This window comes from Tessaracoccus sp. OS52 (assembly GCF_020687685.1).
Taxonomy (GTDB): domain Bacteria; phylum Actinomycetota; class Actinomycetes; order Propionibacteriales; family Propionibacteriaceae; genus Arachnia.
The window spans coordinates 1051070-1064191 of the sequence record NZ_JAJEWM010000001.1; the positions used below are offsets into that span (position 1 = coordinate 1051070).

Sequence of the window (13122 nt, forward strand, 5' to 3'; positions counted from 1 at the left end):
GACCGTGGCGCTAAGTTTGGGTGGTGCCAACGCGCGCGAAGGCGCGAGGACGAAAGATGAGAGGACTCACGTGACTGAAGAGGCCGGGCCGATCCTCAACGGGCTCCCCACCAATCTTCCCGACAGCGACCCAGACGAGACCGCCGAGTGGCTGGAGTCGCTCGATGGGGTCATCGAGCAGGGTGGACTGAACCGGGCTCGCTACGTGATGTTGAAGTTGCTGGAGCGGGCCAGGGAACGCCACATCGGCGTCCCGTCGCTGACCGGTACCGACTACGTCAACACCATCCCGGCTTCCGAGGAACCGAACTTCCCCGGTGACGAGGACATGGAGCGCCAGATCCGCAGGATGCTGCGCTGGAACGCCGCGATCACCGTGCATCGCGCCCAGCGTCCGGGCATCGGGGTGGGTGGACACATCGCCTCCTACGCGTCCTCCGCGACGCTGTACGAGGTGGGCTTCAACCACTTCTTCCGAGGCAAGGACCACCCCGGTGGTGGAGACCAGATCTACTTCCAGGGCCACGCGTCGCCGGGCATGTATGCCCGCGCCTTCCTCGAGGGCCGGCTCGACGAGAACGACCTGGACGGCTTCCGGCAGGAGCACAGCCACTACGTCGACGGCGACCTCAGGGCGCTGCCGTCGTACCCGCACCCGCGCCAGATGCCGAAGTTCTGGGAGTTCCCGACGGTGTCCATGGGCATCGGTCCGATGAACGCCATCTACCAGGCGCAGTTCAACCGTTACCTGCACAACCGGGGCATCAAGGACACCTCCGACCAGCACGTCTGGGCGTTCCTCGGCGACGGAGAGATGGACGAGCCGGAGTCGCGGGGCCTCCTGCAGGTGGCGGCCAACGAGGAACTCGACAACCTGACCTTCGTGGTGAACTGCAACCTGCAGCGCCTCGACGGTCCCGTACGAGGCAACGGAAAGATCATGCAGGAGCTGGAGGCCTTCTTCCGGGGGGCCGGCTGGAACGTGATCAAGGTCGTCTGGGGCCGCGGCTGGGACCCCCTGCTGGCAAATGACACCGACGGCGCGCTGGTGAACCTGATGAACGCCACCAGCGACGGCGACTACCAGACCTTCAAGGCCAACGACGGCGCCTACGTGCGCAAGCACTTCTTCGAGCGCGACCCGCGCACCGCCGCCATGGTCAAGGACTGGTCCGACGACGAGATCTGGCGGCTCACCCGCGGTGGCCACGACTACCGCAAGGTGTACTCCGCCTACAAGGCCGCCACCCAGTTCACCGGCGCCCCCACCGTCGTGCTGGCCCACACCATCAAGGGCTACTTCCTGGGCAAGCACTTCGCGGGCCGCAACGCCACCCACCAGATGAAGAAGCTCGCGCTGGAGGACCTTAAGGTGTTCCGCGACCGGGTCAACGTTCCCATCGACGACAAGGTGCTGGAAGCCGACCCGTACCGTCCGCCGTACTTCAAGCCCGCCGACGACGACCCTCGCATCCAGTACCTGCACGAGCGCCGCCGGGAGCTCGGTGGCTACCTTCCCGAACGTCGGGGGGACCGCAAGTTCATCTCGCTGCCGTCGGAGAAGAGCTACGCCTCGGTGCGCAAGGGTTCAGGCAACCAGCAGATCGCCACGACGATGGCCTTCGTGCGGCTCCTGAAGGACCTGATGCGGGACAAGGAGTTCGCCCCGCACGTGGTGCCGATCATCCCCGACGAGGCGCGCACGTTCGGCATGGACGCCTTCTTCCCCACGATCAAGATCTACAACCCGCACGGCCAGAACTACACCCCCGTGGACAACGAGCTGTTCCTCAGCTACCGGGAGGCCAAGAACGGGCAGATCCAGCACACCGGCATCAATGAGGCCGGGTCCGTCGCCGCCTTCACCGCCGCCGGCACGTCGTACGCGACGCACGGCATCCCCATGGTCCCGATCTACGTCTTCTACTCGATGTTCGGGTTCCAGCGCACCGGTGACTTCATCTGGGCGGCGGCCGACCAGCTCGCGCGCGGTTTCCTCATCGGCGCAACCGCGGGTCGCACGACCCTGACCGGTGAGGGCACGCAGCACATGGACGGCCACTCGCCGGTGCTGGCGTCGACCAACACCGCCGTCGTGTCCTACGACCCGGCCTACAGCTACGAGATCGCGCACATCGTCCGCGACGGTCTGCGCCGCATGTACGGGGAGCAGCCGGAGGACATCATGTACTACCTCACGGTGTACAACGAGCCGATCGTGCAGCCGGCCGAGCCTGAGGGAGTCGACGTCGAGGGCATCCTGCGGGGCATGTACCTGCTCAAGCCCGGATCCTTCGAAGGCGTTGGTGAGGATGCCAGGCGCGCGCAGATCCTGGCGTCCGGCGTCGCGGTGCCGTGGGCCCTCGAGGCGCAGGAACTGCTCAAGGCGGACTACGGGATCGTCGCCGACCTCTGGAGCGTCACCTCCTGGGGCGAACTCCGACGCGAAGGCCTGGAACGCGACGAGGAACTGTTCCGCGATCCGTTCTCCGACCACGGCCCCACCTGGGTGGAGGCCAAGCTGGGAGAGGCCGACGGCCCTGTCGTCGCGGTGTCCGACTACATGCGGGCGGTGCCAGACCAGATCCGGCAGTGGGTTCCGGGCGACTACACCACGCTGGGTGCCGACGGCTTCGGCTTCTCCGACACCCGCGCCGCGGCTCGCCGGTTCTACAACATCGACGGACCGTCCATCGCTGTCGCGGTGCTGCAGCGCCTCGCCCGCAACGGAGAGGTCCCGAAGGAATGGGCAACCGAGGCGGCGGCCAAGTACCGCATCGACGACGTGACCGCCGGGACCTCCGGGAACGCTGGCGGCGACGCCTGAGCGGATGCGGCGCCGTCGACGCGCAACGCGGGGGCCGGGTACCCACCCGGCCCCCGTTCTCATCTCCGCCGGGGGAGATGTTGGGGCCGGTGGTGCACTTGCGGTTCCCATCTGGCAGGCTTGGGCTCGTGGTAAGCATCTTTGAAGGGAATGAACGGTGAGCGTGGCTGAGGGTCACGATGGGGCTGACCTCCTGGGGCTGGTACCCGGGCAGATCGTCCAGGAGATCGGCTGGGACGACGACGTCGACGCGGATCTGCGGGACGACATCATGGACATCATCGACGGCGACATGGTCGAGGAAGCCGTCGAGGCAGTCGACGTGGTCCTCCTGTGGTGGCGAGAGGACGACGGTGACGTGGTCGACGGGCTGGTCGATGCCCGAACGGACCTGGCTCGTGATGGCTACATCTGGCTGCTGACGCCCAAGGTGGGGCGTCCGCAGTTCATCGAGCCGGCCGCCATCGCCGAGGCCACCACCACTGCCGGGCTGCAACTGACCCGCACCGCCAACGTCAGTCCTGACTGGCAGGCGCACAAGGTGGTTCCGCCGAAGACAGCGCGTCGTTGACCAGTCCCATCCACAGCTGAACAGCCAGGAGCGTCACTTGCCTCGTATCGGAGTGCTCACTTCAGGAGGTGACGCACCCGGTATGAACGCCGCCGTGCGCGCCATCACCCGGGCGGCCATCCACGATGACGCCGAGGTCTACGCCATTCGCGAGGGCTGGCAGGGTGCCGTCTCCGGTGGCGACCACATCGTCCGGCTGGGCTGGAGTGACGTGTCCGGGATCCTGAGCAAGGGCGGCACGGTCATCGGGACCGCCCGGTCGTCGGAGTTCCGCAACCGGGACGGTCAGCGAACGGCTGTCAAGCATCTGGTGGAGAGCGGCATCGACCGGCTCATCGTGATCGGCGGCGACGGCTCCCTCACCGGCACCCGTGAACTCAGCCTGGGTTGGACGGACCTGCTCGCAGAGTTGGTGGCCTCCGGGGAGTTGACCCAGTCGCAGGCGGAAGCGTACCCGGCCCTGCGTGTGGTCGGCCTCGTCGGCAGCATCGACAACGACATGGTCGGAACCGACATGACCATCGGAACCGATTCCGCCCTCCACCGGATAACCGAGGCGCTGGACGCCATCAGCTCCACCGCCGAGTCCCATCAGCGCACGTTCATCGTCGAGGTGATGGGACGGCGTTGCGGTTACCTGGCGCTGATGAGTGCCATCGCCGGCGGCGCCGACTACACCTTCCTGCCCGAGTCCCCGCCCCGCGAGGGTTGGGAGGACCGGATGGTGGAGGTCCTCCGCCACGGACGAGAGGCCGGGCGGCGCGACTCCATCCTCATCGTCGCCGAGGGAGCTGCGGACAGGGAGGGCCATCCCATCACCGCGGAGCGGATCAAGCAGATCCTCGCCGAGCGCGCGGGCGAGGACGCCCGCATCACCATTCTGGGACATGTGCAGCGCGGCGGGGTGCCGAGCGCCTACGACCGCTGGATGGCGACGGTCTGCGGGGTGGAGGCGGTACGACAGGTGCTGGCCGCCCAGCCCGGAGATGAGCCCGTGCTCGTGGGCATGCACCGCGACGCCGTGCGCGCCGTCCCGCTCATCGAGGCGGTTGCAGCCACCCGCGCGGTCGCCGACCACATCGAGGACGGGGACTACGACGCCGCCGTCGGGGCCCGGGGCCATGGCTTCCAGACGATGATCCAGATCTACCGCACCATCACCGAGGCCCGGCCAACAGTGGTGGATCCGCAGGTCTCGCGCCGGATCGCCGTGATGAACGCAGGAGCGCTGGCGCCCGGCATGAATCCGCTCGCACGTGTCGCCGTGCGCACCGGCATCGACCTGGGCTACCACATGATGGCCGTGCACGGAGGCGTGCCCGGGCTCATCGCGGGGAACGTGTCCGACCTGGCCTGGGCCGACGTCGAGGGAATGGCACACACCGGAGGAGCCGATCTGGGAACCCGCCGCTACGTCCCCGACGAGAAGGACCTGTACGCCATCGCTCGGCAGATCGAGGAGCACCGGATCGACGCGATGCTCGTCGTGGGCGGGTTCCACGCCTACGCGACCGTGGACATGCTCGAGCGCGAGAAGCGGCGCTACCCCGCCTTCGACATCCCCATCGTCGTGGTCCCGGCGAGCATAGACAACAATCTCCCCGGGTGGACCATGGCGGTCGGTGCGGACACAGCACTCAACACCGTCGTGCGCTCGATCGACATGGTGCGGATGTCGGCGTCGGCGTCCCTGCGGGCCTTCATCGTCGAGACCATGGGCCGCGGCTGCGGATTCCTGCCGTTGCTCGGCGGCATCGCGGGGGGTGCGGAGAAGGCCTACCTGCCCGAACTGGGCATCACCCTGAGCGAATTGGAGCAGGACATCGCGGCACTCGTCGACGCCTTCGACACCGGCCGCAGCTTCTACCTCGCGGTAGTGGGGGAGGGCGCCAGCGAGTACTACACCACTGACGTGCTGCGCCGCCTTTTCGAGGCCGAGGGCAAAGGCAAGTTCACCGTCCGGGACAGCGTGGTGGGCCACGTGCAGCAGGGTGGGGCCCCGTCCCCCTTCGACCGGATCAACGCGACCCGGCTGGCGTGGAGTGCGATCCAGCACCTCGACAAGCAGTTCAAGGCCGGCCGCGCCGGGTACTTTGCGGCCTCGGTGGACGCCGAGGGCTACTTCGCTCCGTTGCGTGACATCACCGACGGCATGGACTGGGAAAGGCAGCGCCCCTACGAGCAGTGGTGGCTGGGGCTGCGCCCCGTGTTCGAGCAGTTGAGCCGCCGCCCCGGCCAGGACTGATCAGACGAAACGCGCCCAGCGGGCCTTGGCTCCCACGGTGGTCCGGTCCAGTTCCACCAGCGAACCGTCCTCAGAAACTCGGTAGAGCACCGCATCTGGCGAGCGTTCGCCGACGGCGACCACCAGGGCCTGGTCCGGGGAGACGCCGAAACCGCGGGGCTGCTCGGGCACCTTGGTGATGGCGCCGACCTCGCCGAGCCGACCGTCGCGCCCGATGCGCACCGACGCGATCGTGGAGGCCGTCCGCTCGGAGCACAGCAGCCAGTTGCCCGCGACGTGCACGTCGGCTCCCCAGCGGAGGTGTTCTGCCCGAGGGTCGGCGCCATAGCGGCTGTGGGCCAGGTTCGCGTCCGGGTCGTCGAAGCGGACCGCCTCGGCGCGGCTAAGGGTGGCGTCGGCGGCGACGTCGAAGCGGATGGCCTCCGCGGAGAACTCGGTCACCAGGTAGGCGCCATGCTCGGACAGCACGAGGTGGCGGGGCCCACTGCCGTCGGGTGCGGCGACGCTGGGAGGGTCCAGCGGGGTAAGCGTGGCTTCCGGACCGAGCCGGAACTGCGCGACGACGTCTTGGCCAAGGGATGCGACGTAGGCCACGTCGCCCTCAGCCACGACGCAGTGCGCGTTGGCGAGTTCGTGTCGGCTCGGCGCGTCGCCGAGCACGCCGTCGATGACCGGCCACGCCGTGGCGTAACCCTCGTGGTACGACGCGCCGGCCAGGACCGTGCCGCCATGGGCGAGAGCAAGGTAGACCATGGCGCCCGCGTCATGCCGACGGGAGACCTCTGAGAGTCTCCCTGTCTCCCGGTCGAGGCTGAGGGTCACGACGGCGTCCTCGGTGGCGACGTGGACCAGGTTCCGGTCGGCGTCGAACGCGAAGGCGTTGCAACCGTTGCCGACGGGGGAGTCAGTCAGCCGCTCCAGCGTCTCGCCGTCCTGGCGGAGCGTCGAGATGGATCCATCACCTGCATTGGCAACGAGTACGAGGTAGCTCATGCGACTGAGCCTAGCCGCCGTCGCTGACAAGTGCGGGTGCCGCGTGGCCAGGGGAGCTCAGCACAGGGGCAGAGCCACCCCGAACCCGACGCTGGCCTGGCACATCATGCCGGAGAGGTCGCTCCGGGCGCGGTCGCCAACGGGTACGGACTCCGGAATCGTGGTCCGCAGCACCAGCACATGGGCGTCGGCAGCCCGCCTCAGCAGGGTGAAGGAGACGGCGTTGGCGACACCATCGCTGGTCCGGACTCCGGCGAAGCCGCATGTGACGCCCTCGCCTGACTCTGGAGCGACGCCGACCGGGCGGGCCAACTGCTCGCTCGTGACGGCGAACTGCACCTTCTGTGCCGCGATGAGCGCGGCGCAGGATGCGGTCAGGTCCTGGTCCTGCAGCAGGGTAAGTGCCTGCAGCCTGGCATCGGTTCGCGTGTCGCTGAGCCGGACAACGCGTCGATCCTCCTCGATGAACTCGTCTCCGTATAGAACCCAGCCCTCCGGGGCCGTGAACTGGGTGTCGTTGAGGACGACGGAACCCGCGGGCGGCGCGGTGGAAGCGGGCGGGGACTCGGCGCCTGCGGAAGAGGGGGTGGCGCTCGCATTTGACGTCGTGCCTGGCGTGGGTGATTCAGCCGGTGCGCTGGGGTCCGGAGCGGGAAGCGGAGGGTTCGACGTCGCCGGGATTGGAGACTGGGACACAGCCGGGGAAGGCGTGGGACTCGTCTGGCTCGGGCTGGACGTCGTCTGCTGTGGCGGTAGCGGGCTCGGCTGCGTGGTCGTGCTCGGCCGTGGCCCGAACACCAGGTACGCGACCATCACGGTCAGCAGCGCGACGACGGAAGTTGCCAGCAGGAAGGCTCGCGGCCTGCCGCGCTGATCGCGCTCGTCGGGTTCGGGTGGGAGTGCCCGGCGCGGCTTGGTGCCCATGACGCGCTCCTCCACTCACCGACTGCTACTTCCGATGACCGAGCCTACCCGCAGCCATCCGGCACTACGGTTGTGCCACGAGGACCTGATCAGCCGAGGAGGACCGATGGACGAGGTGGAGCGCATCGTCATTGTGGGAGGCGGGCTGGCAGCGGCCAACGCCGTCGAGGAGTTGCGTGAACGTGGGTTCACAGGGTCCGTGACGCTCGTGGGTTCCGAGCAGCACGTGCCCTACGAGCGGCCGCCCCTGTCGAAGTCGGTCCTCCTGGGAAACGATCCGCCCGAGAGTGTGTTCGTCCACACGGCAGAGTGGTACGAGGAGCACGACGTGGAGCTCGTCCTGGGAACTGCGGCGTCCGCGATCGACACCGTGGACCAGACGGTGACCGTCGGGGCGAGGACGCTTGGGTACGACCGGCTCCTGCTGGCCACGGGGGCGATCCCGAGGAAGCTCCGGATGGCCGACGACTCGGGCGCCCCCGTCGCCTACATGCGGACGTTCGAGGACTCCCTGTCGCTGCGCGAACGGCTCTCGGGACATGTGCTGATCATCGGGGCCGGCTGGATCGGGTTGGAGGTGGCCTCGGCAGCTCGTCAGGCCGGGGCCGAGGTCACCGTCGTGGACCCCGCGGACGTGCCGCTGCAGAAGGTCCTGGGTGATGAACTGGGCGAGGTGTTCGCCGGGCTCCACCGCGACCACGGCGTCGACCTGAGGCTCGGCAGCGGCGTGGAGGGCATCACTCACGACGACGGTGTGACCCGGGTTCGCCTGTCCGATGGGCAGACCCTCGAGGTGGACCTGGTCGTGGTCGGGGTGGGTGTGGTTCCCGACGTCAGTCTCGCCGAGGCCGCAGGGCTTGAGGTGGACAACGGCGTACTCGTGGATGCGACGTTGCGCACGAGCGATCCGCACGTGTGGGCGGCCGGTGACATCGCAAACCATGACCACCCGCTGCTCGGCAGGATCAGGGTGGAGCACTGGGACGTGGCCATCAACCAAGGCAAGCACGCGGCCCGCGCGATGCTTGGTTCGCAGCAACCGTACGAGGTGCAGCCCTACTTCTTCACCGACCAGTACGACTGGGGGATGGAGTACGTCGGCCACGTCGGCGGCGAAGGTTATGACGAGGTGGTGCTCAAGGGCGAACCGGCCGATGGTCTGACCGCGTACTGGATCCGGGACCAGAAGGTGCTGGCGGGGATGCACCTCAACGACTGGGACGCCATCGACAGGATCAGGGAACTGGTGGGCGGACCGGTCCCTGCTGGAGGGCTCGGCTGACGTAGCGGTGCCCGTAGCCGTCGCGGATCTCCCCGATGCAGGTGCTGCCGGGCTCCGTGCTCGCTTCCCGCAGCAACACCGACCGGATCACCGGCCCGCCGGGCCGGGCCGTCGGGTGGATGACCGCGGGCTTCCCGCTGACGCTCAGGTTGGCCGCCAGGAACTCCTCGGGCGTGCCGCAGTCGAAGGCCGGCGTATTCGTAGCGACGAGGTCCAAGGAGGGGGCTGACCTCCAGACCTCCTCGTACAGGCCCGATTCGCGTTCCTCCAGCCTTCTTGCCGCCCCATTTGGCAGCAGGCTGGCGCCGATGAAGCGGCCGGTTCCGAAGTCGGCCTCGCGGCCGGTGTCCTGGACGAGGAGTCGCGGGCGTTCGCGGTCCCAGTCCTGGACGAAGGAATGGCCGATCTCTCCGATCCACGTGTCACCGTTGAGGATCAGGAGGTCGTCATCGCCGAGCCAGTCACGGATCCGCCCTACCGCCCCGGCGGTCCCCAGCACCCCAGGCTCCCTCGACACCTCGACGTCCAGCGGAGGCACGAACTCCTCGATCTGGCGCGCCAGATAATGGGCGTTGACGATGCTCCTGCTCGCCAGCCGACCCCCGTGATGGAGCGCCCGCGCAAGGATTTCCTCGTTGTCGACGGTGAGCAGCGGCTTGGGCACTTTGTCCGTGAACGGGCGCATCCGGGTACCGAATCCCGCGGCCAGCACCAGACACGCCAGACCTCGTCCTCGCCCTGGGGATGGTTCGTCAGTCACGGGCGCATGGTACCGGGCTCAGGATGGGCTTCGCTGCGACAGTCGCCGCAGGACCGGAGTGGATGCCATCCCGTGGACCAGAACCGACAGCAGGATGGTGAATGCAACCGTCGACCACAGCCAGGACTCGTCGGGGAGGGTGGCAAGGCCGCCTGCATAGGCGAGGTAGTACAGCGATCCGACGCCTCGAACGCCGAAGAAGGCTGTGACAGCGCGTTCAGCAGGCGTCAGGCCGCCGGGCAGCGTCTGGTCCCGGGCCGCAACCGTGAGCGAGACCCAAGCCGCTGCCGGTCGGATCACGAACACGAGAACAACGGCTATGACTCCGGCGCGCCAGTCGAGTCCCGCAAGCAGTGTGCGGGTCAGCGCCATCCCGAGGAACAACAGGATGACGAGGATGAGCAGCCGTTCCAGGTAACCGATCACTTGGTGCATGGCCCGATGGTGGTCATGATGGCGCTCGACGCTGCGGAGCGCCACCCCGCAGGCGAACACTCCGAGGAACCCGTAGCCACCGACGACCTCCGTGGCGCCGTAGGACAGCACCAGCGCGGCGACCGCGAGGAGAGGCTCGCCACGCTCTGCCAGACGGAGCCGGTGGTCCGCCGCTCGAAAGGAAAAGCGTCCCAGACCCCACCCCACGAGGGCTCCTACCAGGACACCGACTGCGATCTTCCCCAGCAGGTCCCAGGCGATCCACGCTCCGCCCCATTGCGCCACCGGACCTCGAGAAGCGAGGTAGACGGCGGCGTAGACGAACGGGAAGGCCAAGCCGTCGTTGAGACCTGCCTCCGACGTGAGCGAGAACCTCACCTCGTCGCGTTCCTCGGGTTCGGCCTCCTCCGGCGAGCCGGCCGTCTTCGGCCCGTCCACCTGCACATCGCCTGCGAGCACCGGATCGGTTGGGGCCAGACAGGCACCCAGCAACAGGGCGACCGGCGCGGCGAGGCCAAGGGCGCTCCAGCCGAGAAGGAAAACGGCCGCGATCGTGAGCGGCATCGCCACAATCAGCAGCCGCCAGGTGGGTGACCATGACCGCCAGGTGCTCCGGTTCAGCGGGCGGTCCAGGGCCAGGCCGACGCCCATGAGCGCCACCAGCACGGCTACCTCCGTGACGTGCTCGATCACCTTACGGCCGCCGACCGGGTCCAGTGACCACCCCTCGGGCATCGGAAACAGGCCGATCAGCAGGCCTAGCACCAGCAATATGAGCGGCGCCGAGAGTGCCACCGATCTGACCAGAACCGGCGCGACGACGGCGATGAAGAGCGCAATCCCGGCCACGAGGTACACCGCGTCAGCCGTCATGCGCATCCTCTATCCCACTCTTCGGAAACCTGAGCGAAACCCGTCGTCGCTCGGTGTTGGTTCAGTGTCCGTCGTCGCCAGATCCGGGCCGGATGATGATGGTCTCGGTGAACTCCACGGCAAGGCACTCGGCGGTCCCGCTGCGGCTATCCGTGGTGGAGACGGATATGTCGGCCACGAAACTGGTCCTGGCCATCCGGACCGTGACGCCATCGAAGGACTCGGTCTCGATCTCCCGGGTGCCGTCCCTGGCAAGGTCGACCGAGATCGTCAGGTCGCCTACTGGGTCGCCGGTGACGAGGTCGATCAACTGCGCCGTCGCCTCACCCGAGCTGCCCCGCATCCGAATGGTGCCCTCGGCCATCTGTGGGTTGGCGCCGTCGTCGATGACCACTTCGAACACCGGCTCCTTGAGCGTGCCGCTCAACCTCACAGCCCCGAAGTCCAGACCCTCCAGTGGGCAGATGTCGGACTCGAATCCGGTGTCGCGGAAGACCGCTCCCTCCGGGTTGGTGGTCCTGACGTCGAAGGCCAGGTCCTGTGAGGTGCAGTCGTCCTGCCCGATCAGCACGTCGTAGCCCGGGACGGTGACCGAGATCACGTCCACCTGGTATTCGGTGGTGGTGACGGTGCCCTTCTCCTCCCAGCTGTTGCCGGGGCGGTCTCGCACCTCATCCACGACCGGTTCACCTACTACGGTGCGCACGGCTTCCACGGTGGCGGTGCCCACCGGTTCGCCGGTGCTGACGTCGACCAGCTCCACCTCGGCCGACAGAGTGCCGTCCACGCCGAAGACGGCTGTCCCGTCGAGGCTGTCCAGGACCATCTGATAATCAAGGGTTTCGACGAACATGAACGATCCCGATTCGCCTGTATCGGAGGACGTCGAAGCGCCGAAGTAGACCAGGTCCGTCTCGGCCGTCTCGAAGACGCACGAGACGTCACTGATGGTGTTCACGATGTGTTCGCTACGAGCCGCGGACGCGGTCGGCGCGCCTGCGACTCCTGCCAGCAGCACGCCAGCCGACAGGGCGACGCCGAGACGTCGCGAAAGATTGGTGCCCATGGTTCCCCCTTCTACGATGAGTGGACACACACTAAGCGTCGAAGGATTCGGCGGGGCCAGATCTGCCGAAGTCGTGCAGAAGTTCAGTAACGCACATCACCCGTCTGCGTAGGCGTGCGGACCGACTTCGCGATTCGGCAGCCGATGGCGGGGCGACCGCCTACCCTCACTCCATACCACCGGGAGCCCTCCAAAGCGCTCCCCACAGGAGAGGCGAAGAATGCGAAGAATACTGACGAGCCTGGTCGGGGCCCTTGCCCTGCTCGCCGCCACGATCACGCCCAGCCATGCCATCACCGGCAACTACGTCGCCGACGACGAGCACCCTTTCGTTGGACTCGTTGCGTTCTATGACGAAAACGGGGAGTTCGCGGGGCGCTGCTCTGGCTCGCTGCTGTCACCCAGCGTCTTCCTGACAGCCGGCCACTGCACCGACGGGGCAGCCACCGCGGTGGTGTGGTTCCAGCAGGACGCCGGTGCCGACTACGACCCGGAGACTGGCGCCCCTGCGAGCAGCGGGTACCCCGACGGCTGCGCCCAGGGGACGTTGGGAATCATGTGTGCGACGTCGGACGAGCTCTACAACTGGGGGTTCGACGACTTCGCCACGTTCCCCGACACCAAGGACCTGGGTCTGGTGATCCTCGACCAGCCGATCACAGTGAGCGAGTACGGTCAGCTGGCGGAAGCAGGAACTCTGGACCCCCTTGCCACCGCCAGGGGAGGCCAGGATCTCACCGTGACCGCCAGCGGGTACGGGCTGTCCTACAGCAGCCCCGTCGCGGTCGAGTCGTTCCGCAGCCGCCTGATGGCGGAGGGCAAGATCGTCAACCTTGAAAGCCAGAACAATGCCGGGTTCAACGTCCAGACGGTCGGCAAGGGCAAGGGCCGGGGCGGCACCTGCTCGGGTGACTCCGGTGGTCCGATCTTCCTCGGCGGTTACGAGTCCAACCTGATCGTGGCTGTGACGTCGTTCGGGCTGAACTCCTACTGTCGTGGAGTCGACTTCGCCTACCGCGTCGACACTGTGGCGGCCCAGCAGTGGATCCTGGACACGGTGGCAGCCTCCTCGGCAGCCGACGAGGCAGAGCTCATCGTCATCGTCTGAGTCCAGTCCAGGAGCGGAAGACGGAGGCCTGGAGTCCC

At 67.6% G+C, this 13122-nt stretch carries 10 protein-coding genes; 5 read left to right on the forward strand and 5 right to left on the reverse strand.

The annotated features are described in order from the left end of the window. Positions 1–70: 70 nt before the first annotated feature. The 3 genes from aceE to LKO27_RS04925 all read left to right on the forward strand — a co-directional run bounded on the left by aceE (position 71) and on the right by LKO27_RS04925 (position 5643). A complete protein-coding gene (aceE, locus tag LKO27_RS04915) occupies positions 71–2827 on the forward strand; it encodes a pyruvate dehydrogenase (acetyl-transferring), homodimeric type (protein WP_227735749.1) in 2757 nt (918 codons plus the stop codon). Positions 2828–2990: 163 nt separating this feature from the next. Beyond that, a complete protein-coding gene (locus LKO27_RS04920; protein ID WP_370629985.1) occupies positions 2991–3398 on the forward strand; it encodes a DUF3052 family protein in 408 nt (135 codons plus the stop codon). A gap of 37 nt (positions 3399–3435) precedes the next feature. Beyond that, positions 3436–5643, forward strand: coding sequence for a 6-phosphofructokinase (locus tag LKO27_RS04925; protein WP_227735751.1), 2208 nt, complete (start codon positions 3436–3438; stop codon positions 5641–5643). Here LKO27_RS04925 and LKO27_RS04930 read toward each other — a convergent pair whose 3' ends face one another. Further along, positions 5644–6636, reverse strand: a complete 993-nt coding sequence (locus LKO27_RS04930) for a beta-propeller fold lactonase family protein (RefSeq protein WP_227735752.1) — start codon at positions 6634–6636, stop codon at positions 5644–5646. 57 nt (positions 6637–6693) lie between these two features. Further along, positions 6694–7560, reverse strand: a complete 867-nt coding sequence (locus LKO27_RS04935) for a hypothetical protein (protein ID WP_227735753.1) — start codon at positions 7558–7560, stop codon at positions 6694–6696. A 106-nt stretch (positions 7561–7666) separates the two neighbouring features. On the opposite strand from LKO27_RS04935, the gene LKO27_RS04940 reads away from it, so the two are divergent. Further along, on the forward strand, positions 7667–8842 hold the full coding sequence (locus LKO27_RS04940) for an NAD(P)/FAD-dependent oxidoreductase (protein WP_227735754.1): 1176 nt from the start codon (positions 7667–7669) through the stop codon (positions 8840–8842). Here the strand turns inward: LKO27_RS04940 and LKO27_RS04945 are convergent. The 3 genes from LKO27_RS04945 to LKO27_RS04955 all read right to left on the reverse strand — a co-directional run bounded on the left by LKO27_RS04945 (position 8796) and on the right by LKO27_RS04955 (position 11976). Further along, complete coding sequence (locus tag LKO27_RS04945; protein WP_227735755.1) at positions 8796–9602, reverse strand: sugar phosphate nucleotidyltransferase; 807 nt, start codon at positions 9600–9602, stop codon at positions 8796–8798. The genes LKO27_RS04940 and LKO27_RS04945 overlap by 47 nt on opposite strands. An 18-nt stretch (positions 9603–9620) precedes the next feature. Continuing rightward, positions 9621–10910, reverse strand: coding sequence for a sodium:proton antiporter (locus LKO27_RS04950; protein WP_227735756.1), 1290 nt, complete (start codon positions 10908–10910; stop codon positions 9621–9623). Positions 10911–10971: 61 nt separating this feature from the next. After that, entirely contained in the window at positions 10972–11976 is a 1005-nt protein-coding gene (locus LKO27_RS04955) for a hypothetical protein (RefSeq protein WP_227735757.1), read from the reverse strand. Positions 11977–12196: 220 nt separating this feature from the next. Between LKO27_RS04955 and LKO27_RS04960 the strand changes: the two genes are divergently transcribed. Then, positions 12197–13084, forward strand: a complete 888-nt coding sequence (locus LKO27_RS04960; protein ID WP_227735758.1) for a trypsin-like serine protease — start codon at positions 12197–12199, stop codon at positions 13082–13084. Positions 13085–13122: the final 38 nt, after the last annotated feature.

Bases quoted from the DNA above. Each gene is read 5' to 3' on its own strand.
- LKO27_RS04935 (WP_227735753.1), bottom strand. From the start codon at position 7,560: ATGGGCACCAAGCCGCGCCGGGCACTCCCACCCGAACCCGACGAGCGC.
- LKO27_RS04955 (WP_227735757.1), bottom strand. From the start codon at position 11,976: ATGGGCACCAATCTTTCGCGACGTCTCGGCGTCGCCCTGTCGGCTGGC.
- LKO27_RS04960 (WP_227735758.1), top strand. From the start codon at position 12,197: ATGCGAAGAATACTGACGAGCCTGGTCGGGGCCCTTGCCCTGCTCGCC.
- LKO27_RS04950 (WP_227735756.1), bottom strand. From the start codon at position 10,910: ATGACGGCTGACGCGGTGTACCTCGTGGCCGGGATTGCGCTCTTCATC.
- LKO27_RS04930 (WP_227735752.1), bottom strand. From the start codon at position 6,636: ATGAGCTACCTCGTACTCGTTGCCAATGCAGGTGATGGATCCATCTCG.
- LKO27_RS04940 (WP_227735754.1), top strand. From the start codon at position 7,667: ATGGACGAGGTGGAGCGCATCGTCATTGTGGGAGGCGGGCTGGCAGCG.